Raw genomic sequence first — 21,697 nt, 5'->3', positions numbered from 1 at the left:
CCGCCTCTCCCACAGGGGATAGTGTGGTTCTTTAGACTGAGGCGGTTTCCTTCTGGAGGGTGGCGCTCCAAGCCTGCGGCTCGAGCATCATCTGCGCCGCCTTCTCGGCGATCATCAGCGTCGGCGAGCAGGTGTTGCCCGAGGTGATGCGCGGCATGATCGAGGCGTCGGCGATGCGCAGGCCGCGGATGCCGTGCACGCGCAACTGGGCGTCCACCACGGCGTCTCGGTCCTGGCCCATTCGGCAGGTGCCGACGGGGTGGAAGATCGTCGTGCCGATACGGGCAGCGGCCTGGTGCAGTTCTTCTTCGGTTTGCAGGCTGGGCCCTGGCAGGTATTCCACCGGCTTGAAGGCGCCCAGGGCCGGTGCCGCGACGATGCGTCGGGTCAGGCGGATGGCGTCGGCGGCCACCCGCAGGTCTTCCGGATGGCTCAGGTAGTTGGGCTGGATCAGCGGCGCCTGATGGGGCTCGGCCGAGCGAATGTCGACCCGGCCACGGCTTTGCGGGCGCAGGTCGCAGACCGATGCGGTGAACGCGGCAAAGCTGTGCAGCGGCTCGCCGAATCGCTCCAGGGATAACGGTTGCACGTGGTACTCAAGGTTGGCCGACGTCTGCTCGGGCCCGGAGCGGGCGAACGCGCCGAGTTGGCTGGGCGCCATCGACAGCGGTCCGCTGCGGTCGTACAGATAGCGCAGGCCCATGCCCATCTTGCCCCACAGGGTGCCGGCGATCTGGTTCAGGGTCCGGGCATTTTCCAACTGATAGATCAGCCGCAGTTGCAGGTGGTCCTGCAGGTTGCCGCCGACGCCGGGCAGTTCATGGGTCACGCCGATCCCCAGGCGTTGCAGCAGGGCGCGGGGGCCGATCCCCGAGCGTTGCAGGATTCCCGGCGACCCCACGGCCCCGGCGCACAGCACGATTTCCCTGCGGGCCTTGAAGGTCATGCCCTTGCCTTGCCAGCGGGCGCGCACGGCATGGGCACGGTCGTCGCGCAACAACACGCGATCGACTTCGACCTGGGTCAGCACGGTGAGGTTGGGGCGCTGGCGGATCGGCTTGAGGAAAGCCTTGGCCGCGTTCCAGCGCACCCCGGCCTTCTGGTTGACCTGGAAGTAGCCGCAGCCTTCGTTGTCGCCGCCGTTGAAGTCGTCGACGTTGGGGATGCCGCTCTGTTCGGCGGCGCGGCGGAATGCATCGAGAATGGGCCATGACAGGCGCTGGCGTTCGACCCGCCATTCGCCGCTGGCGCCATGCAGCTCTGACGCGCCGGCGAAGTGGTTCTCGCTCTGCCGGAACAGCGGCAGCACATCGTTCCAGGTCCAGCCTGGATTGCCCTCGGCGGCCCAGCCGTCGTAGTCCGCGGCCTGGCCGCGCATGTAGATCATGCCGTTGATGGACGAGCAGCCGCCCAGGACCTTGCCGCGTGGGTAGCTCAGGGCGCGCCCTTGCAGGCCCGGTTGTGCTTCGGTCTTGAAGCACCAGTCGGTGCGCGGGTTGCCGATGCAGAACAGGTAGCCGACCGGGATGTGAATCCACGGGTAGTTGTCGCGCCCACCGGCTTCGAGCAACAGCACCCGGTGTTGCGGGTTGGCTGAAAGTCGGTTCGCCAGTAGGCATCCGGCAGGGCCGGCGCCCACGATCACGTAATCGTATTCATCGACGACAGGTTGCATCCGCGACCTCTTTATTGTTGTTGTGGGATTCATCCTAGTTGTTAGTTTTCGTTTAAAGAATGTTAGTTTTTGCGCAGCCGCTGTGCGTTTATGAACAGCGATGTGCAAGGAGCGACCATGTTTGACTGGAATGACCTGCGGTACTTCCTGGAGCTGCAACGCAGTGGCCGCTTGCTGACGGCCGCGCGGCGGCTCAACACCACCCACGCGACCGTCGCCCGGCACATCGAGGCCATCGAGAAGAGCCTGGGCACGGCGCTGTTCGTCCAGCATGCCCAGGGCTATGAATTGACCCCCGCCGGCGAGACGCTGCTCAAGCATGCCGAGGCCATGGAAAACGTGGCGTTGCTGGCCCAGGAGGACATCACCCAGTCCAGCGCGCCGCTGGGCAAGATTCGCCTCGGGGTGACCGAAGGGTTGGGCATCATGTTCCTGGCCAGCCGCATGGATGGGCTGTTCCAGCGTTATCCGGGGTTGGAAGTGGAGCTGGTGGCGGTGCCGCGGTTCGTCAGCATTCTCAACCGCGAGGCGGAAATCAGCATCCACCTCGAACGCCCGGCGGCGGACCTGCTGGTGACGCGCAAACTCACCGACTACAGCCTGGCGCTGTACGCCAGCCAGGCCTACCTGGACCGTTCGCCACCGTTGCGCACCCGTGAAGACCTGGCCCGCCATGCCTGGATCGGCTACGTCGACGACCTGCTGTTCAGCCAGGAGTTGATGTTCCTCAACGGCTTCTGCCGCCACCCTCGGGTGGTGTTCCACAGCACCAGTGTCATCGCTCAGCAGCAGGCCGCACGGTCCGGCCTGGGCATTGCCGTGCTGCCTTGCTACATGGCCAGCGGCGATCCGACGCTGGTGCCGCTGCTGCCGGATGAAACCCTGCGCCGCAGCTACTGGATCAGCACCCGCCGCGAACTGCACAAGTCGGTGCGCTTGCGGGTGTTGTGGGATTACGTGGTGCAGTTGTGCGAGCGGGAGCAGGGGCTGTTACTTCCTTAGCCGCGCAGCCTTTCTTGTGGCCAGTCCAATCGGCGGTGCGACAAGCACTGGCCGCCCAAGTCCCCTTTTATGGCCCCCAATGACCTCAGCCGGCACGCCGGCGTGCCTTAACGTGGGAACTGCCTGACCCACAACAAGAAAGGCGCAGCCATGCGCCGCGAAGAGGGGCCCTATGCCGGCAACCACACCACCGATATTGCTTCATACCGCCGCCGTCATGCTGCTCGGCGCGCTGCTCGCCGGCTGTGGCGAGGAACCCAAGCCACCCGCACCCACGGTGTTCACGGCCATGCCCGCCGATACGGCGTTGGCCCAGATCTACGACAGCAGTTGCAAGCTCTGCCACGCCAACCCCGGTGCCGGGGCGCCGCTGACCGGCGATACCCATGCCTGGGCGCCGCGCGTGGCCCAGGGCGCCGACACCCTGCTGGACCACGCGATCAATGGCTACAACGGCATGCCGCCGATGGGTTTGTGCATGCACTGTTCCGAAGAACAGTTCCTGGCCCTGATCGCCTTCATGTCCGGCCAATCTCTCCAATAACAAACAAGGGTACGACGGCATGACGATGGATTTTTCACGGCGCCGGTTGCTGCAAGGGGCCGGCGTGGTCGCGGCGTTCACCGCGCTCGGCAGCCAGGGCGCCCTGGCCGAGCTGATGCGCGCGCCGCGCCTGATTCCCTGGCGCAACTGGTCGGGGGCGCAAAGTTGCCTGCCGCTGGCGCGCCTGGCACCCAAGGACCTGGATGAACTGGTGCAGGTGGTGACCCGCGCCGAAGGTCGCATTCGGCCGGTGGGCTCGGGGCATTCCTTCAGCGCGCTGGTGCCCACGGACGGGACCTTGCTGTCGCTGAGCTTTTTCAGCGGATTGCTCAATCACGACGCCGCCAGCCTGCAAGCGGAGTTCGGCGGCGGTACGCCCATGTCGCGCATGGGCCCGGCACTCAAGGCCGTCGGCCAGGCATTGCTGAACATGGCCGACGTGGATTACCAGACGCTGGCCGGCGCCATCGCCACCTCGACCCATGGCACCGGCAAGGCGTTCGGCTCCTACGCGTCCCAGGTCGTTGGCCTGCAACTGGTGACCGCCAGTGGCGAGGTTATCGATTGCGATGCCCATCGCCACCCCGAGGTGTTCAAGGCCGGGCGGGTTTCCCTGGGGGCGCTGGGGTTGGTGACCCGGGTGCGCTTGCAGAATCGCCCGGCCTATCGGCTGCGCGAGCGTCAGTGGGTGGCAAAAACCGAAGAATTGCTCGAAGACATCGACGCCCACACCCGCGACAACCAGCACTGGGAAATGCAGGTCGTCACCCATTCCGACTATGCGTTGGCCATCGCGCTGAACGAAACCAGCGACCCGGCCACGCCGCCCATCAGCCCGGAAGAAGAGGGCGGCAACGAGTTCGTCACCCTGATCGAAAAACTCGACAAGTACGGCAGCGATTTTCCCGCGGCCCGACGAATGCTGCTGAACAACCTGCGCCTGCTGGCCAGTTTCGACGATCGCGTTGGCGACTCCCATGACATCTACGCCAATGCCCGCACCGTGCGCTTCAACGAGATGGAATACTCAGTGCCGGCCGAACACGGCCCGGCGTGCCTGCGGGAGATTCTTGCGCTGATCCGCGACAAGGATCTGCGCACCTGGTTTCCCATCGAGTACCGCTACGTCAAGGCCGACGACATCACCTTGAGCATGTTCGAGGGGCGCGACAGCTGCTCGATCTCCGTGCACCAGCATTACCAGATGGACCATCACAATTTCTTTGCCGCCATCGAGCCGATCTTCTGGAAGTACCAGGGCCGTCCGCATTGGGGCAAGTTGCACTCGCTCAACGCCAGGGCGCTCCAGGCGCTGTACCCGCGTTGGCAGGAATTCTCCGAGGTGCGCCAGGCCCTGGACCCCGCCGGCAAGTTTCTCAACGGGCATCTGTCCACGATCCTGGGGGTGAGCTGATGGTCTTCAATCGTCGAGAGTTTCTCAAGGGAACGTTGGGCGCGGGGGTGCTGCTCGCCGGGGCCGCCGTGCTGTTACGCCCGCAGGACAAGGGCGGGCCGTACAGTGATTACTTCCGCCAGTTGAACCGCGAGCTCAAGGCCAACGGCCCGATGCGCCCGGTGCTGCTGGTGGACCTCGATCGGCTGGACCACAACGTCGATGTGGTCAAGGCGTCGGTCCGGCGCACCGGCAAGCAACTGCGGTTGGTGGAAAAATCATTGCCGTCGCCCGGGTTGCTGGCCTACATCGGCCAGCGGGCCGAGACGCGGCGGTTGATGTCGTTCCACCAGCCGTTTCTCAATCACGATGCGATGCAGTTTCCCGACGCCGATATCCTGCTGGGCAAGCCGCTGCCGGTGCGCTCCGCCGAGCTGTTCTACCACTTGCACAAGGGACCGTTCGACCCCGCGCAGCAGTTGCAGTGGTTGCTGGACACCCCGCAACGGCTCGAACAGTACCGCGCCCTGGCCCAAGGCCTGGGCACGCGTTTACGGGTCAATATCGAACTGGACGTTGGCCTGCACCGGGGGGGTGTGACCGACGAAGCAAGCCTGGACGCCATGCTCAAGCTGATCCGGGCCCATCCGGCGCAACTGGAGTTCGCCGGGTTGATGGGTTATGACCCGTTCGTGGGCATGGGTGTGCCCGAAGTGTTGGCGAGCCCGCAGACGCTGTTGGACCGGGTCATGGCGATCTACACCGCGCGAGTGGATTTCGTTCGCTTGCGCTACCCGGACCTGTGGCACCCGAGCCTGACCTTCAACACCGCCGGCAGTCCCAGTTATCGGCTGCATGAGCAGGAAAACCTCAGCACCGAAGTGTCGGTGGGCACGGCCATGCTCAAGCCCAGCCATTACGACCTGCCATCCCTGAGCGAGCACGTGCCGGCGGCCTACATCGCCACGCCGGTGTTGAAGCGCACCGGCGCGGTGAACATCCCGGCGCTGGACGATCAGTCACGGGTCTTTTCCTGGTGGGATGTGAACCAGCGGGCGACGTTTTTCATCTACGGCGGCAACTGGATGGCCGACTTCGAATCGCCCCCCGGCCTGAAGAGCAACAGCCTCTATGGCCGCAGCTCCAACCAGGAAATGGTCAACGGTTCCGAAGCGGTGGGGCTGGAGCTGGAAGACCAGGTGTTCCTGCGGCCCACCCAGACAGAGTCGGTGTTGCTGCAGTTCGGTGACTTGCTGGCGGTGCGCGGTGGACGGATTGTCGAGCGGTGGCCGGTCTATAGCTGAGCAGGGGTTGCCAAACACAACGCTATTGGGAAAAACACTACCTGTGGCGAGGGGATTTATCCCCGTTGGGCTGCACAGCAGCCCTAAAACCATCCAGCCCGGTGTGTCAGGTAGATTGAGACCACAGCAATGGGGCTGCTGCGCAGCCCAGCGGGGATAAATCCCCTCGCCACAATTCAATCATCTCCAGACGTGCGATGAGCCCTAGAACGCAAACGGAATACTCACCTTCGCCCACAGCATTTCCCCTTCCGGGCGGTTCTCCACGTCGAACTCCTTGGCCCAGCGAATTTCCGCGCTGGCGTACTTGAGGAAGGTCAGGTGCACCGCCGGGCCGATGGCGAAGACCTGGCCGCGCACGCCGTCGTCGACGTCCTGCCCGGCGAATTGCACCGTGCGGCCGTACTGTTTGTCGTCGGTGGTCTGCTTGAGGTAATAGCCGTTGAGCCCGAGCCGCAGGTTGTCGGTGACCCGGTAGCTGGCCGAATAATCGAAGTGGAAGATCTGCCCCGAGCGGTAGTCGGTGTCCTTGTTCTCGCGGTTGAAGCTGTAGGTGGTCTTCATCGACACCTCGGTGGCCTCGGTGGGCAACCAGGTGAAGGAGAACAGCGGTTTGTAGGTGTAGAAATTGTTGCTGGTGTTGGCCAGTCGATCGGTGCTGTATTCGCCGGTCGGCACGGTGATTTCCACCGCCGCGGCCAAGGTCAGGTTCTTGCCCATGTCCCAGAGCACGATCGGTGAAATGGTCGTGTCGCCCATGCCCTCGCGGGTGTCGTGCAACCCGAACACCGACACTTCCTGCTTGAGCCACGGCTGGGCGACGTAGATGCCCAGCCGTCCGCCGGCCACCCGCAATGGGCTCAGGTAGTCGATCCGCGGGACCACCGCCGTGGATTCGATTTCAACCTTCGGCACGTCGCCGCCCAATGAGCTGATGTTGAATTTTCGTGCCTTGTAATGGTTGTAGTAGAGGTTGAACGCGACCATGTTGTCGGGAAGGCTGTCGACCTCCAGCGGCAACACGAAGAAACCGTCGGTGCCGGGGCCGATGTTGTCGACGCCGGATTCCGTCGCCAGGGCGGGCAGCGTAACGGTCAGGCCGAAGGCCAGGGGCAAGGCAAAGCGCGTGCGGATCGGGTTCATAGGGGGGCTCATTATTATTGTTGGTGATGCACCGAAAGTCCGAGCCATAGAAATAAGCCGTTAGTGGCGGCCAGGGCAGGGTATTGGCGGCCACGCAGGGGACTTGGGCGGCCAGATTTTGTGTCCCCCATTGCGCCGGCGCATGCTAACGTTCATGAAACAACCGGTTACAAAAACGCCACCTAACGTGCTCCGGAACCCGCCATGCAGATGAAAGTCATCGACCCCACCTATGAACTGGCGCTGGTCTCGCCCTTCCTGTTGCAAACCTTGGCCGAGGTGGTGGCGGACAAAGGCTTCGATGCGGCCAGCCTGTGTCGCGGCCTGGGCTTTGGCCTCGACGATTTGCAGGACCCCGCCCAGCGGATTTCCTATCGCCAGGCCGTGATCATGATCCAGCGTGCGCTCAAGCTGCTGCCCGACCAAGGCCTGGGCCTGTGGGTCGGCGACCGGAACGTGCTGGGCACCCTGGGCCTGCTGGGTCATGTCCTGTCGCTGTGCGAAACCCTGCGCGATGCCTTCGCCCTGGGCGTGCGTTACCAACACACCACGGGTGGCATCGCGGTGACCAGTGTCGAGGAAGCCGCCGAGCAGATCAGGGTCGAGGCGACCTGCCGCCTGCCGTTCGCCGAGATCCAGGTGTTTGCGGTCGAGGAGTTCTTTGCCAGCCTGATGGTCTACGGCCGAGCGCTGGCCGGCCCGGATTTCAAGCCAGAGGCCGTGGAGTTCATGCACGCGGCGCCGTCCTATGCCCGGGAATACCAGCGCATATTGGGGCCGGAGGTGCGCTTCGGTTGCCGGCACAATCGCATGTTGATCAACGTTCGCTGGCTGGACATGCGCCTGCCCAATCATCATCCGCTGGCCTTGCGCCAGGCCTTGGCCCTGCTGGAGCAGGAGGCCGCCCAGGTTCACCAGAAGATCGACTTGATCCAGGCCGTGGAACGGGCGATTGCCCGGGACCTGACCCGGGGCAGCCACATCGAGAAAATCGCCAGCGACCTCAACATGAGCAGCCGGACCCTGCGCCGGCGCCTGACGGAGCACAGCCTGACCTTCGAGGCCTTGCTCGAACAGGTCCGGCGCGGTCGGACCCTGAACCTGCTGGCGAACCCCGACCTGTCCATCGAGCGTATTACCGAAGAGGTGGGCTACAGCGATGTGCGCAGTTTTCGTCGGGCGTTTCGGCGCTGGACCGGCATGAGTCCCAGCGCGTTTCGTAGCGAGGGCGCCGAGGCGCGGCTCTAAGGTTATGTCCAAACGGTATTTCTCAAGCCACGGGCGGTTTCCCTAAGATCACGTCATAACTCGTTATGACAAGTGATGGGGTCCATGTCCAACAACGTTCTTTCCCTCGACAGCGTGCCGCTGCACACCCAACTGCGGGACGTGCTGCGCGCGCGGATTCTCGACGGCGAATACCCCCAGGGCAGCCAGATGCCCTCGGAAAGCGAACTCGGCGCGCTGTTTCGCGTCAGTCGCATCACCGTGCGCCAGGCCTTGGGTGATCTGCAAAAGGAAGGGCTGATTTTCAAGATCCATGGCAAAGGCACCTTCGTCGCCAAGCCCAAGACCTTCCAGAACGTCAGCACCCTCCAGGGCCTGGCCGAGTCCATGACCGGGCGCGGCTTCGAGGTGATCAACCGGCTGCACAGCTTACGCTTCGTTGCCGCGGACAAACGCGTGGCCGAGCGCCTGGGCCTTGCCGAAGGCGACACGGTGGCGCAGGTCAAGCGGGTGCGGTTGATCAACCGCGAGCCCGTTTCCCTGGAGATCACCTACCTGCCCAAGGCCCTCGGCGAACGTCTGGAAAAGGCCGACCTGGTCACCCGCGACATCTTCCTGATCCTGGAAAACGACTGCGGCCTGACCCTCGGCCATGCCGACCTGGCCATCGACGCGGTGCTGGCCGACACCGAGTTGACCCAGGCACTGGAGGTCGAGCCGGGCTCGCCGATCATGCGCATCGAACGCCTGACCCATGACGCCAGCGGCCAGCCGCTGGACTTCGAATACCTCTATTACCGCGGCGATGCTTTCCAGTACCGCCTGCGGATCGACCGGCAAAAAGGGACGCAAGCATGACCCACAGCGCTGTGACTGGAAGCACCCTGGAACAGGAATACGACATCGTCGTGATCGGCGGCGGCACGGCCGGGCCCATGGCGGCGATCAAGGCCAAGGAGCGCAACCGTGACTTGCGCGTGTTGTTGGTGGACAAGGCCAACGTCAAGCGCAGCGGCGCCATCAGCATGGGGATGGACGGGTTGAACAACGCGATCATCCCCGGGCACTCGACACCCGAGCAGTACACCAAGGAAATCACCATCGCCAACGACGGCATCGTCAACCAGGCGGCGGTGTACGCCTATGCGACGCACAGCTTCGAAACCATCGAGCAGCTGGACCGTTGGGGCGTGAAGTTCGAGAAGGACGAAACCGGCGACTACGCGGTAAAGAAGGTCCACCACATGGGCGCTTATGTGTTGCCGATGCCCGAAGGGCACGACATCAAGAAAGTGCTCTACCGCCAGTTGAAACGGGCGCGGGTGAGCATCACCAATCGGCTGGTCTGCACTCGCTTGCTGACGGATGAAGAGGGCGCGGTGAACGGCGTCATGGGGTTCGATTGCCGCACCGCCGACTTCCATGTGATCAAGGCCAAGGCGGTCATCCTCTGCTGCGGCGCGGCGGGGCGCCTGGGGTTGCCGTCCTCCGGTTACCTGATGGGCACCTATGAAAACCCCACCAACGCCGGGGATGGCTATGCCATGGCGTACCACGCCGGGGCCGAGCTGGCGAACCTGGAGTGCTTCCAGATCAACCCGTTGATCAAGGACTACAACGGCCCGGCCTGTGCCTATGTCACCGGGCCACTGGGTGGCTACACCGCCAACAACAAGGGCGAGCGCTTCATCGAGTGCGACTACTGGAGCGGGCAGATGATGTGGGAGTTCCACCAGGAACTCGAGGGCGGCAATGGCCCGGTTTTCCTCAAGCTCGATCACCTGGCCGAGGAAACCATCCAGAACATCGAGGAAATCCTGCACAGCAACGAGCGGCCCAGTCGCGGGCAGTTCCATGCCAATCGCGGCACCGACTACCGTACGCAGATGGTGGAAATGCACATCTCCGAAATCGGCTTTTGCAGCGGCCATTCGGCCTCGGGCGTGTGGGTCAACGAGCGGGCCGAAACCTCGGTCAAGGGCCTGTACGCAGCGGGCGACATGGCGGCGGTGCCGCACAATTACATGCTCGGGGCGTTCACCTACGGCTGGTTTGCCGGCCATAACGCCGCGGACTTCGTGGCCGGGAAGGATTTCTCGACGCCGGATGCCGGCCAGGTCGAACGGGAAAAGGCCCGCGTCTACGCACCCCTGACGCGCGCTCACGGTTTGCCGCCGGCCCAGGTGGAATACAAGCTGCGGCGCTTCGTCAACGATTACCTGCAACCGCCCAAGGTCACCCGCAAGATGGAGATCGGCCTGCAACGCTTCAGCGATATCCAGCGCGACCTGGACCAGATCAAGGCCCACGACGCCCATGAATTGATGCGCGCCATGGAGGTCAGCGTGATCCGCGACTGCGCCGAGATGGCCGCTCGCGCCTCGCTGTTTCGCGCCGAAAGCCGCTGGGGCCTGTACCACTATCGGGTCGATCACCCGCAGCGCAACGACAGCGACTGGTTCTGCCATTGCCACCTGAAGAAAGGCGACGACGGCGCGATGACCTCCTTCAAGAAAGCGGTCGAGCCTTACATCATCGCCCTCGATGCCCAAGAGCTGCAGGCCTACGACCGGCTGCGGGTCGACGCCAGCGCGGCGTGAACCTTCCACCCAGAGAGAACGCCCATGGCCTATCAACCCCAGGAAATCTTCTTCCGCTCCAATGCCCCCGTCACCGTGGACGAGGACAAATGCATCGCCCACAAAGGCTGCACCGTGTGCGTCGATGTCTGCCCCATGGACCTGCTGGCGATCAACCCGGCCACCCAGAAGGCCTACATGGCGTTCGATGAATGCTGGTACTGCATGCCGTGTGAAAAGGACTGCCCGACCGGCGCGGTGAAAGTCGAGATCCCGTACCTACTGCGTTGACTGGGAGGATGCCATCGCGAGCAAGCTCGCTCCCACAGTGGATCAAGTCTAGTCGCGGTTGTTGTGTGCACCCATAAACCTGTGGGAGCGGGCTTGCCCGCGATGAGGCCAGCCCTGACACCCAAGAAGCCATCCGGCCACCCCCGGACGCCTGATTCAAAAACACCCCTCGTTTCCCACCGCGCCCTGATCGTGGCGGAGACGAACCTCCTATAAATGATTCGAGGGAACCCCCATGTTGCGTGCAGCACTCGCCGGTCTGGTACTGGCTTCATTGACCCTGTCTGCCCAGGCAGAAACCATCCGAATCGCCATCGGCACCCAGGACACCACCATCAACTGCGCCGCCGGCGGGTTGCTGATCCGTGAACTGGGCCTGCTGGACAAGTACCTGCCCCATGACGGCGCCTACAAAGACGCCAAATACGACATCCAGTGGAAGAACTTCACCAGTGGCGCGCCGCTGACCAACGAGATGGTCGCCGGCAAACTCGACTTCGGCGCCATGGCTGATTTCCCGGGGGCGTTCAACGGCGTGGCGTTCGAGACCGCCGGCAAGCACAGCCTGTTCATCAGCGTGTTGTCGGGCAGTACCCGGGGCAGCGGCAACGGCATCGTCGTGCCGAGTGCCTCGGGCGTGCAGGCCTTGGCCGAGCTCAAAGGCAAGACGATCTCCGTGCCGTTTGCGTCCACCGCCCACGGCATGTTGCTGCGCGCCGTGGCGGCCCAGGGCTGGGACCCGCTCAAGGACGTGAACATCATCGCCCAGCCGCCGGAAGTGGCCGGCTCGGCGTTGCAGGCGGGCAAGATCGACGCCCACGCCGACTTCGTGCCATTCGCCGAGCTGTTCCCCAGCCGCGGGTTCGCCCGCAAGATCTACGACGGCGCCCAGGCCGGTGCGCCGACGTTCCATGGCGCGCTGGTGGACCAGGCCTATGCCCGGCGCTACCCGGAAATCGTGGTCGCTTACCTGCGTGCGTCCCTGGAGGCCAATCAACTGCTGGCCGCGGAACCTGAGAAGTACAGCGAATTGATCGCCCAGGTCACCGGCGTGGATGCCGAGGTCAATTACCTGTTCCATGGGCCGCTGGGCGTACAGACCCGCGACCTGAGCTGGAAGCCGGAATACCGGCAAGCCGTCGGCACCGCCATCGACACCCTCAAGCTGCTGAAGAAGGCCGATCGTGGCCTGGACCTCAATACCTTCATCGATGACCAGTACATCCGTGCCGCCTTCAAGGCCTCGAACCTGGATTACGCCGCGCAACTGGCCAACTACGCCCAGACGCCACTGACCACGCCCGACGCCGCGACGGGCCAGGCGATCAGCGACTTCAGCCGCGTCGCCGAGATCTGGGTGCGGGGCGAACCGAAAGTGCGCCACTACGCCTCGGCGCAGTCGGCCTTCGCCGCGCTGGCGAGCCTCAAGCAGCAAGGCAAGGGCATCCGTGCCGTGTATGCCCAGGCCAGCGACAGCGGGATCAAACTGTTGGCCGAGCAGGCGTGGTTCGCCCGCGATGCCCAGGGGCAACTCAGTGCGTTCCTGCTCAAGGGCCAGGCCGAGCAGTTTGCCGCGCAGCAGGGCGGCAAGGCCCTGGACTTTACCGAAGCTACGGCACAGTCGGTTGCTGCGCGCTGATCGTCAGAATACTCAGTGAACTGTGGGAGCGGGCTTGCTCGCGAATGCGGTCTGACATTCAACATTGATGTCGACTGAACCACCGCTTTCGCGAGCAAGCCCGCTCCCACAGGGATCTCGGTTGAGAGGAAGAGTTGTGTCCCGATCTTATTTTCGCTGGCTCCTGCGAGCCGCTTCCCTGGTGCTCTGCCTGCTGTTCTGGCAACTCGCCGCCACCCACCACTGGGACCTTGGCCTGGTGACCTTCGCCAACGTGCCGCCCCCGCTGGCCGTGATCCAGGCTGCGCTTGGCCTGGAGGCTTCAGGCAGCCTGGGCCGGCACTTGGGCGCCAGCCTGGGCCGGGTGTTTGCCGGGTATGGCGCGGCGGTGTTGACCGGCGTGGCCCTGGGCCTGGCCATCGGTCGCTCGAAATGGGCCGAAGACCTGCTGTTGCCACCGCTGGAAGTCCTGCGGCCGATCCCGGCGGTGGCCTGGATTCCCCTGGCGATCCTGATGTTTCCCTCCTCGGAGCTGTCGATGGTATTCATCACCTTCACCGGGGCGCTGTTCCCGATCCTGCTCAACACCGTGCACGGCGTCGAGGCGGTGGACCGGCGGCTGATCGCCTCGGCGAAAAGCCTGGGGGCCGGGCGCTGCGCGATCCTGTTGGAAGTGATTCTGCCGGGCGCCGCGCCGAGCATCATCACGGGGCTGGCCATCGGCATGGGCACGTCCTGGTTCTGCCTGGTGACGGCGGAAATGATCGCCGGCCAGTACGGCATCGGTTACTACACCTGGTCCTCCTACACCGTGCAGAACTACGCCGACATTGTCGTCGGCATGCTGTTGATCGGTGTGCTGGGCATGGGCAGCAGTGTGTTGATCAAGCGCCTGGGCGGGCTATTGACGCCTTGGCACCGACCGCGAGGTAAAGCCTGATGAGTGTGATGCAAACGCCTGAGGGACGGATCGATATCCGTCAGTTGTCCATTGTCCTGGGCCAGGGAGCCCAGGCGTTCGAGGCCGTCCAGGGCCTTGATTGCCAGATCGAGGCGGGCCAGTTCGTCTGCGTCTTGGGGCCGTCCGGTTGCGGTAAATCCACCTTGCTCGGTGCCTTGGCCGGGCACCTGCAACCGCGCGCCGGCACCTTGCATGTCGACGGCTTGCCGGTGGCCGGACCTTCGCCCCAGCGCGGGATGGTGTTCCAGCAGCACACGCTGTTCCCGTGGCGCAGCGTGCGCGACAACGTGGCCTTCGGCCTGAAGATGCGGGGCCTGGGCAAAGCCGAACGGCAGCGGGCGGCGGATGAAATCCTCGCCCTGGTGGGCCTGGACGGATTCGCCGGGCACTGGCCGGACCAACTGTCCGGGGGCATGCAGCAGCGGGTGGAGATCGCCCGGGTGCTAGTCAATCGGCCACGACTGCTGTTGATGGACGAACCCTTCGGTGCCCTGGACGCCTTGACCCGGTTGAACATGCAGCAGTTGCTGCTGGAGATCTGGACCCGCATCCGCACCACCGTGGTGTTCGTCACCCACGACATCGACGAGGCACTGTTCCTGGCCGATCGACTGCTGGTGATGAGCCCGCGCCCGGGTCGGATCATCGAGGACTTGCGCCTGGATTTTCCCCGGCCACGCACCACCGAACTGGTCACCCGTCCCGAGTTTTCCCTGTTGAAGCGCCACTGCCTCGAGTTGTTGCGCCATGAGGACGGCCAGCCGTTACCGCGCCTCAATCCCCTCGGGCTTCCCCTTGAAACCTCCTTGCCGCGATTTGCCTTATGACCTCTTTATTTGAAGACACCGACAACGATGACATCCTCGCCCTGCAACCGCGCCTGGTGGACGAGGACCCCGGTGTGCGCCGCATCGCCCTGATTGAACTGGCCGACCTCGAGGAACCCGAAGGCCTGCTGTGGCTGGTGGATCGTCTGGCCCACGATGCCAGTTCCGAGGTCCGCGCCGAGGCCGCGCGACTGCTCGAAGCCTGGGAAGACGCGCCGGTGGTCGCCGCGTTGTGCCAGGCCCTCACCGATCCGTCCCCGACGGTGCAGGGCGCCGCCGCCCAGAGTCTGAGCCTGCTCAAGAGCGAGGCTGCGGGGAGGGTGATCCTGCCCTGGGCCGCCCATGAGACCGTTAGCGTGCGCGTCGCCGCGTTCAGGGCCTTGCGCGAATTGCGCCTGGCCGACGCGGCACCGGTCGCGCTCATTGCCCTGGCCGACACCGATGCCAGCGTCCGCCGTGAGGCAGTTGGCGTGCTCGGCTGGCTCAAGCACCTCGACGCGTTGCCGGCGCTGGCGCGGTTGGCCAGCGCCGACCCGGACACCGAGGTGCGCCGGGCGGCCACCGGTGCCCTCGGCCTGGGCTCTGACGCACACGTCTTGTCGGCCTTGCGCCAGGCACTGCGGGACCCTGCCTGGGCGGTGCGCGAAGAAGCCGCCACCACCCTGGGCAAGGTCGGCCACGCCGATGCCGGCCCAGCGCTGGTCGAGGCCCTGGGGGATGATTATTGGCAAGTGCGCCTGCGCGCCACCCGTAGCCTCGGCCGCTTGCGCTATGCCCCGGCGTTGTCGGGGTTGATCGAGACCCTGGGCCATCGCATCAGCAACCTGCGCAAGGAAGCCGCCCTGGCCTTGGGCGAGTTGAACGACCCCGCTGCGATCCCGGCATTGCAGGCTGCCCAGGACGATGGCGACCCTGAAGTCCGCAAGGCCGTGCGCATCGCCCTGGCGCAAGTGCAATGAGCCCGCTGGCGATGGGCAACAGCCCTGACAAAGGCCAGTTGAGGTTGAACTGGCCCGATGGCCGCGAACAACGCCTGGACCACACTGAACTGCGCCGCCAGTGTCCTTGTTCCCAGTGCCGGGCGTTTCGCTTGCAAGGGTTGGCGGTGCAGGTCGATCCACGGGTTCGGGTGGTGGAGGTCAATGCCCAGGGGTATGGGGTCCAGTTGGTCTTCAGCGATGGCCATGGGCGCGGGATTTATCCATGGGCTTACCTGGCAGGGCTTGGACATTGACTGTGGGAGCGGGCTTGTTCGCGAAGACGCCGGCGCATTCAACACTTTCTTTGACTGGCACACCGCTTTCGCGAGCAAGCCCGCTCCCACAGGGAGGTGCATGGCTGTGAGCTGACTGACGGCGCTTGTCAGAAAAAACCGACAGGAGTACAAATGTACTCCATGACGACTCTCACTCCCCGCCGCACCGCCATCCTGACCTTCATCCGCGAACGCATCGCCGATCAGGGCCAGTCTCCCAGCCTCGCCGAGATCAGCGAGGCGTTCGGCTTTGCCTCGCGCAGTGTCGCCCGCAAGCATGTGCTGGCGCTGACCGAAGCCGGTTTCATCGAGGTCAATCCACACCAGGCCCGAGGCATCCGGTTGTTGAACCAGCCACCGCGGCCCGAACTGCTGGACGTGCCGGTGCTGGGGCGGGTGGCGGCCGGCTTGCCGATTGGCGCCGACGCCGACGTCCACAGCCGCCTGATGCTGGACCCGGCGATGTTCACCAAGGCGCCGGATTACCTGCTGCGGGTGCAGGGCGACTCGATGATCGGGGATGGCATCCTCGACGGTGACCTGGTGGGTGTACAACGCACCCCCCAGGCCGCCAATGGCCAGATTGTCGTGGCGCGGCTCGACGGTGAGGTCACCATCAAGCGTTTCGAGCGGATCGGCGAGCGCGTGCGCCTGCTGCCGCGCAACCCGGCTTATCAGCCGATCATTGTCGAAGCCGATCAGGACCTGGCCATCGAAGGCGTGTTCTGCGGCCTGTTGAGGCAAGGCTGATGGGCGCTGTCGTCGCGCTGGACACGCTGTTCAATGCGGGCCAGGTCTGGAAGGGCCGGCCCGCGCCTCCAGCCGCCAGCCCGCAACCTACCGGGCATGCTGCGCTGGATGCGGCCTTGCCGAGTGGCGGCTGGCCGGAAGCGGCGTTGACGGAATTGCTCATCGCCGCCCCGGGCGTGGGCGAGTTGCAAGTGGTGTGGCCGACCCTCGCCCGATTGTCGAGCGCGGGGGAGCGCATCGTGCTGGTGGCGCCTCCGTTCGTGCCTTATCCCCAGGCCTGGCAGAACGCCGGTGTGGACCTGCGCCAGTTGTCGGTGATTCAGGCCGATGAGCGCGATGCCTTGTGGGCCGCCGAACAATGCCTGCGCTCGGGCAGTTGCGGCGCGGTGTTGTGCTGGCCTCGTCAGGCAGACGACCGGGCTCTGCGCCGGCTGCAAGTGGCGGCCGAAACCGGCCAGACCCTGGCGTTCGCCTGGCGCTCGATGCAGGAAGCCATCAACCCGTCGCCGGCGGCCTTGCGCATCGCCATCGACGCCCGACCCGCGCAGTTGCGCGTGCTCAAGTGTCGAGGCGGGCTGGCCCGTTCGGCGCCGATTGCCTTTGCCGCGTCCACAAGGCACTGAGGTTGCGATGCGCTGGGTTTGTATTCTCTTTCCGCAATTGGCGCTGGATGCCGCGCTGCGTCAGCGACCCGATCCCGACGAGCCGCTGGCGCTGCTGACCGGCCCGGCTCAGCGGCGGGTGCTGCAAGCGGTGAATGCGTCGGCGCGAGCTCTGGGCTTGCGTCCGGGCCAGACCATGACCGCTGCCCAAGCCTTGAGCAAAGGCTTTGCCACCGCCGAGTACGACGCCGCGCAGATCGAACACTGGCAGCAATTTCTGGCTGCCTGGGCCTACCGTTTCAGCGCCCAGGTCAGCGTGCATTACCCGCGCACGGTGCTGTTCGAGATCGAGTCGAGCCTCGGCCTGTTCGGTCCCTGGCCGGTGTTCGAGGCGCGGTTGCGGGCTGAGTTGACGGCGCTGGGGTTCCGCCATCGCATCGTCGCCGCGCCGAACCCGGTGGCGGCGCGGGTGTTGGCCAATGCCTACGACGCCCTGGTGGTGCCCGATGACGAGGCCCTGCAAGCGTGCCTGGGGCAGATGCCGGTGGAACGGATCGGCCTGCAAGCCGAAGTCGCCACGGCGTTGTCACGCATGGGCTTGCGTCGTTTGAGCCAGGTTCAGGCCTTGCCCCGACATACCCTGGCGCGGCGCTTTGAAGCCCAGGTGCTCAAGCACCTCGATGCGCTCACCGGCAGCCGCACCCTGGCGCTGTCGTTCTACCTGCCACCGGACCGTTTCGATGTGCGCATCGAGCTCAACTACGACGTCCAGTCCCACCAGGCGCTGTTGTTCCCGTTGCGCCGCTTGACCGGTGACCTGTCGGCGTTCCTGTGCGGGCGTGACAGTGGCGTACAGCGCTTTGACCTGCACCTGGAACACGCCGGACTGCCGGACACGGTGATCAAGGTCGGCCTGCTCAGCGCCGAGCGGGAGCCTTCGATGCTGTTCGAACTGGCCCGTGGTCGCCTGGAACAGGTTCAGGTCGAAGCCCCGGTGCGCGGCTTTCGCTTGTGCGCCGAAGACCTGCCGAGCTTCGTGCCCCAACGCCTGGAGCTGTTCGATGAGCGCCCGCAACAGTCCTTGCCCTGGGAGCAATTGCGCGAGCGCCTGCGGGCCCGGCTGGGGGACGAAGCGGTGCAGGGCCTGGGGTTTCGCGATGATCACCGCCCCGAATGTGCCTGGCAGATGAGCGCCCAGCCTCGGCCACAGGCTTGCCGGGTGCAAGACGTGCAACGCCCCGGCTGGTTGCTCAGTGAACCCCAGGCCTTGTCGCCCAGCCAGGCGCAGATCCTCATGGGCCCGGAACGCATCGAGACGGGCTGGTGGGACGGCGCCGATGTGCGTCGCGATTACTACCTGGTCGAGACCCGCAGCGGGCAACGGGGCTGGGCCTATCGGCCGGTGGGCGAGGGTGGGCCGCTGTGGTTGCAGGGGTGGTTCGCATGAGCATTGGGTATGCCGAGCTGCATTGTCTGTCGAACTTCAGCTTCCAGCGGGGTGCCTCCAGTGCCCTGGAGTTGTGCAGGCGCGCCAGCGAGCAAGGCTACCAGGCCCTGGCGATCACCGACGAATGCACATTGGCCGGGATCGTCCGGGCCTGGCAAGCGGCCAGGGAACTGCAATTACCGCTGATCGTCGGCAGCGAGATCCAGGTCGAAAACGGTCCGAAACTGGTGCTGCTGGTGGAAAACCTCGAGGGCTATCAGGCCTTGTGCCGGTTGATCACCCGCGCTCGCCGGCGCAGCGAGAAGGGCCACTATCGCGTCGTTCGCGAAGATTTCGACGAGCCCTGGCCGGGCCTATTGGCGCTATGGGTGCCAGACGGCAAAGACGACGAAGCACAGGGTCGCTGGCTTCAGTCGATCTTCGCCGAGCGGTTGTGGCTGGCGGTCCAGTTGCATTGCGGGCAGGACGACCGGCGTCGACTGGCGGATTGGCTGGCGCTGGCCGATCGCATGTGTCTTCGCGCCGTCGCCACGGGCGATGTGCACATGCACGTGCGTGGCCGTCGGGCCTTGCAGGACACCATGACCGCCATCCGCCACCACGTGACGGTCGCCGAGGCCGGCCAGCGCCTGCACCCCAACGGCGAGCGGCACTTGCGCAGCCTCCAGGCCCTGGCCGATCTCTACCCCCGTGCGTTGCTCGATGAAACCCTGGTGATCGCCCGGCGTTGCACCTTCGACCTGGGTCAGTTGCGCTATCAATACCCGCGTGAGTTGGTGCCCGAGGGCCATGATCCGGCGTCGTGGTTGCGGGAATTGACCGAGCGCGGCATGTGCACGCGTTGGCCTGACGGGGTCAGTGACAAGGTTCGACGACAGATCGACTGGGAGCTGGCATTGATTGCCGAGCTGGGCTACGACAGCTATTTCCTCACCGTGCAGGACATCGTCAGCTTCGCCCGGCAGCAGCGCATCCTCTGCCAGGGACGTGGCTCGGCGGCCAACTCGGCGGTGTGTTACGCCTTGGGCATCACCGAGATCGACCCGAGCCAGAGCAACCTGTTGTTCGAGCGGTTCCTGTCTCGCGAGCGCAACGAACCGCCGGACATCGACGTGGATTTCGAACACGAGCGGCGTGAAGAAGTGCTGCAATACGTCTTCCGGCGCTACGGTCGCCATCGCGCGGCGTTGACGGCGGTGGTCAGCAGCTACCACGGCGCCGGGGCGGTGCGGGATGTCGCCAAGGCCCTGGGCCTGCCGCCGGACCAGGTCAACGCGCTGGCCGACTGCTGCGGTCGTTGGAGCGATGAGGCGCCGCCCGTGGATCGCCTGCGTGAGGGCGGCTTCGACCCGGACAGCCCGATCTTGCGCCGGGTGCTCGGCCTGACCCGGCAACTGATCGGCTTCCCCCGTCACCTGTCCCAGCACCCCGGCGGCTTCGTGATTTCCGAGCAACCCCTGGACACCCTGGTGCCGGTGGAAAACGCCGCCATGGCCGAGCGCACCATCATCCAGTGGGACAAGGACGACCTGGACGCGGTCGGGCTGCTCAAGGTGGATGTCCTGGCCTTGGGCATGCTCAGTGCGATCCGGCGATGCTTCGACCTGATCGAACACTACCGGGGTCAGCACCATACGTTGTCATCGCTGCCCAAGGACGATCCGGCGACCTACGCGATGATCAGCCGCGCGGACACCATCGGTGTGTTCCAGATCGAATCACGGGCGCAGATGGCGATGCTGCCCCGGCTCAAGCCACGGAAATATTACGACCTGGTGATCGAAGTGGCGATTGTGCGACCGGGGCCGATCCAGGGCGGCATGGTGCACCCGTACCTGAAGCGGCGAAATGGCGAGGAAGCCGTCACGTACCCCTCGCCCGAGCTGGAGACGGTGCTGGGGCGGACCCTGGGCATTCCGTTGTTCCAGGAGCAGGTCATGCAGATTGCCGTGGTCGCGGCCGACTACACCCCCGGCGAGGCCGACCAGTTGCGTCGTTCCATGGCCGCCTGGAAGCGCCACGGCGGGCTTGAGCCGCATCGGGTTCGCCTGGCCCGGGGGATGGAAAAAAATGGCTATTCCCCTGAGTTCGCCGCGCAGATCTTCGAGCAGATCAAGGGGTTCGGCAACTACGGCTTTCCTGAATCCCACGCGGCCAGTTTCGCCTTGCTGACCTACGTCAGCAGTTGGCTCAAATGCCACGAGCCGGCGGCATTCGCCTGCGCCCTGATCAACAGCTGGCCCATGGGGTTCTACAGCCCGGACCAGATTCTGCAGGACGCCCGCCGACATCAATTGCAGATCCGCCCGGTGGATGTGCGCGCCAGCGATTGGGATTGCAGCCTCGAACCCATGGAAGGCCGGCAACCGGCGATTCGCATGGGGTTGCGCCTGGTCAAGGGGTTTCGCGAGGAGGACGCCCGGCGCATCGAAACGGCTCGCCGGCATCGGCCTTTCAGTGACGTGGCCGACTTGGGCGAACGGGCGCAACTCGATGCCCGGGCCCAGGCGCAACTGGCCGATGCCGGCGCCTTGCACGGCTTGGCGGGCGACCGGCATCGCGCCCGCTGGGCCGTCGCCGGCGTGCAGAAACAATTGGGCCTGTTCGCCGGTTTGCCCAGCCAGGAAGAACCCCCCGTGAGCTTGCCGAAACCCACCCTGGGGGAAAACCTGTTTGCCGACTACACCACGCTTGGCACCACCTTGGGGCCGCATCCGCTGGCCTTGTTGCGCACCGAGCTGCGTGCCCGACGGTGCCGCAGCTCACGGGAATTGCAGGACGTCGAACATGGCCGCAACGTCAGCGTCGCCGGGCTGGTCACCGGCCGCCAACGCCCGGGCACGGCCAGCGGCGTGACCTTCGTCACCCTGGAAGATGAGTTCGGCAACCTCAACGTGGTGGTCTGGCGTGACCTGGCGGAACGTCAACGTAAGACCCTGGTGGGCTCGCAACTGCTGCGGGTCGATGGGCGCTGGGAAAGCGTGGGCGAAGTCCGCCACCTGATCGCCGGACGCCTGAGCGACCTGACCGAATTGCTGGCCGGCATCCAGGTGCAAAGCCGTGATTTTCGCTGACGCGG

19 protein-coding genes are annotated in these 21,697 nt (G+C 65.0%); 17 read left to right on the top strand and 2 right to left on the bottom strand.

The window, feature by feature from the left end; translation table 11 throughout:
• Nucleotides 1–31 precede the first annotated feature (31 nt).
• Complete coding sequence (locus KI241_RS17220; protein WP_212802788.1) at nt 32–1,675, bottom strand: GMC family oxidoreductase N-terminal domain-containing protein; 1,644 nt, start codon at nt 1,673–1,675, stop codon at nt 32–34.
• Nucleotides 1,676–1,792: 117 nt separating this feature from the next.
• Here KI241_RS17220 and KI241_RS17215 point away from each other — a divergent pair, with 117 nt between their 5' ends.
• From KI241_RS17215 to KI241_RS17200, 4 genes are all read left to right on the top strand, one after another.
• Nucleotides 1,793–2,677 (top strand): LysR family transcriptional regulator, encoded by an 885-nt coding sequence (locus KI241_RS17215; RefSeq protein WP_042732153.1) that lies wholly within the window; start codon nt 1,793–1,795, stop codon nt 2,675–2,677.
• A gap of 172 nt (nt 2,678–2,849) precedes the next feature.
• Nucleotides 2,850–3,221 carry a c-type cytochrome gene (locus KI241_RS17210; protein WP_212802787.1) on the top strand — a complete coding sequence of 124 codons (372 nt, stop codon included), beginning with the start codon at nt 2,850–2,852 and terminating at the stop codon, nt 3,219–3,221.
• Between the two features lie 115 nt (nt 3,222–3,336).
• Entirely contained in the window at nt 3,337–4,635 is a 1,299-nt protein-coding gene (locus KI241_RS17205) for a D-arabinono-1,4-lactone oxidase (protein WP_185057706.1), read from the top strand.
• A complete protein-coding gene (locus KI241_RS17200) occupies nt 4,635–5,918 on the top strand; it encodes a DSD1 family PLP-dependent enzyme (protein ID WP_212802786.1) in 1,284 nt (427 codons plus the stop codon). The genes KI241_RS17205 and KI241_RS17200 overlap by 1 nt, the downstream gene beginning before the upstream one ends.
• Nucleotides 5,919–6,122: 204 nt before the next feature.
• Here KI241_RS17200 and KI241_RS17195 read toward each other — a convergent pair whose 3' ends face one another.
• The gene (locus tag KI241_RS17195; protein WP_053149981.1) at nt 6,123–7,061 is read right to left on the bottom strand and encodes a transporter; all 939 of its coding nucleotides are present in this window, start codon (nt 7,059–7,061) and stop codon (nt 6,123–6,125) included.
• A 204-nt stretch (nt 7,062–7,265) separates the two neighbouring features.
• Between KI241_RS17195 and KI241_RS17190 the strand changes: the two genes are divergently transcribed.
• From KI241_RS17190 to KI241_RS17130, 13 genes are all read left to right on the top strand, one after another.
• The gene (locus tag KI241_RS17190; RefSeq protein ID WP_042731406.1) at nt 7,266–8,309 is read left to right on the top strand and encodes an AraC family transcriptional regulator; all 1,044 of its coding nucleotides are present in this window, start codon (nt 7,266–7,268) and stop codon (nt 8,307–8,309) included.
• A gap of 84 nt (nt 8,310–8,393) precedes the next feature.
• A complete protein-coding gene (locus tag KI241_RS17185) occupies nt 8,394–9,146 on the top strand; it encodes a GntR family transcriptional regulator (RefSeq protein WP_042731407.1) in 753 nt (250 codons plus the stop codon).
• The gene (locus tag KI241_RS17180) at nt 9,143–10,888 is read left to right on the top strand and encodes a fumarate reductase/succinate dehydrogenase flavoprotein subunit (protein ID WP_162489259.1); all 1,746 of its coding nucleotides are present in this window, start codon (nt 9,143–9,145) and stop codon (nt 10,886–10,888) included. Before KI241_RS17185 ends, KI241_RS17180 begins: the two co-directional genes overlap by 4 nt.
• Before the next feature lie 24 nt (nt 10,889–10,912).
• Nucleotides 10,913–11,158, top strand: coding sequence for a ferredoxin family protein (locus tag KI241_RS17175; protein ID WP_003180418.1), 246 nt, complete (start codon nt 10,913–10,915; stop codon nt 11,156–11,158).
• 235 nt (nt 11,159–11,393) lie between these two features.
• Nucleotides 11,394–12,797: an ABC transporter substrate-binding protein gene (locus KI241_RS17170; RefSeq protein ID WP_212802785.1), complete on the top strand. Its 1,404-nt coding sequence runs from the start codon at nt 11,394–11,396 to the stop codon at nt 12,795–12,797.
• Nucleotides 12,798–12,933: 136 nt separating this feature from the next.
• The gene (locus KI241_RS17165; RefSeq protein ID WP_123579839.1) at nt 12,934–13,716 is read left to right on the top strand and encodes an ABC transporter permease; all 783 of its coding nucleotides are present in this window, start codon (nt 12,934–12,936) and stop codon (nt 13,714–13,716) included.
• The gene (locus tag KI241_RS17160) at nt 13,716–14,564 is read left to right on the top strand and encodes an ABC transporter ATP-binding protein (protein WP_042731411.1); all 849 of its coding nucleotides are present in this window, start codon (nt 13,716–13,718) and stop codon (nt 14,562–14,564) included. Before KI241_RS17165 ends, KI241_RS17160 begins: the two co-directional genes overlap by 1 nt.
• Nucleotides 14,561–15,523 carry a HEAT repeat domain-containing protein gene (locus KI241_RS17155; protein ID WP_042731412.1) on the top strand — a complete coding sequence of 321 codons (963 nt, stop codon included), beginning with the start codon at nt 14,561–14,563 and terminating at the stop codon, nt 15,521–15,523. Before KI241_RS17160 ends, KI241_RS17155 begins: the two co-directional genes overlap by 4 nt.
• Nucleotides 15,520–15,798: a DUF971 domain-containing protein gene (locus KI241_RS17150; RefSeq protein ID WP_042731413.1), complete on the top strand. Its 279-nt coding sequence runs from the start codon at nt 15,520–15,522 to the stop codon at nt 15,796–15,798. The genes KI241_RS17155 and KI241_RS17150 overlap by 4 nt, the downstream gene beginning before the upstream one ends.
• A gap of 153 nt (nt 15,799–15,951) precedes the next feature.
• Nucleotides 15,952–16,569: a transcriptional repressor LexA gene (gene lexA, locus KI241_RS17145; RefSeq protein WP_042731414.1), complete on the top strand. Its 618-nt coding sequence runs from the start codon at nt 15,952–15,954 to the stop codon at nt 16,567–16,569.
• Complete coding sequence (imuA, locus tag KI241_RS17140; protein ID WP_042731415.1) at nt 16,569–17,192, top strand: translesion DNA synthesis-associated protein ImuA; 624 nt, start codon at nt 16,569–16,571, stop codon at nt 17,190–17,192. Before lexA ends, imuA begins: the two co-directional genes overlap by 1 nt.
• A gap of 7 nt (nt 17,193–17,199) precedes the next feature.
• Nucleotides 17,200–18,618, top strand: coding sequence for a DNA polymerase Y family protein (locus KI241_RS17135; RefSeq protein WP_123579840.1), 1,419 nt, complete (start codon nt 17,200–17,202; stop codon nt 18,616–18,618).
• Nucleotides 18,594–21,692 carry an error-prone DNA polymerase gene (locus KI241_RS17130; protein WP_212802784.1) on the top strand — a complete coding sequence of 1,033 codons (3,099 nt, stop codon included), beginning with the start codon at nt 18,594–18,596 and terminating at the stop codon, nt 21,690–21,692. The genes KI241_RS17135 and KI241_RS17130 overlap by 25 nt, the downstream gene beginning before the upstream one ends.
• Nucleotides 21,693–21,697 lie beyond the last annotated feature (5 nt).

It is taken from the genome of Pseudomonas sp. Cab53 (assembly GCF_018325965.1).
In the GTDB taxonomy this organism is placed as follows: domain Bacteria; phylum Pseudomonadota; class Gammaproteobacteria; order Pseudomonadales; family Pseudomonadaceae; genus Aquipseudomonas; species Aquipseudomonas chlororaphis_E.
This window is presented reverse-complemented; position numbering and strand designations above follow the sequence as displayed.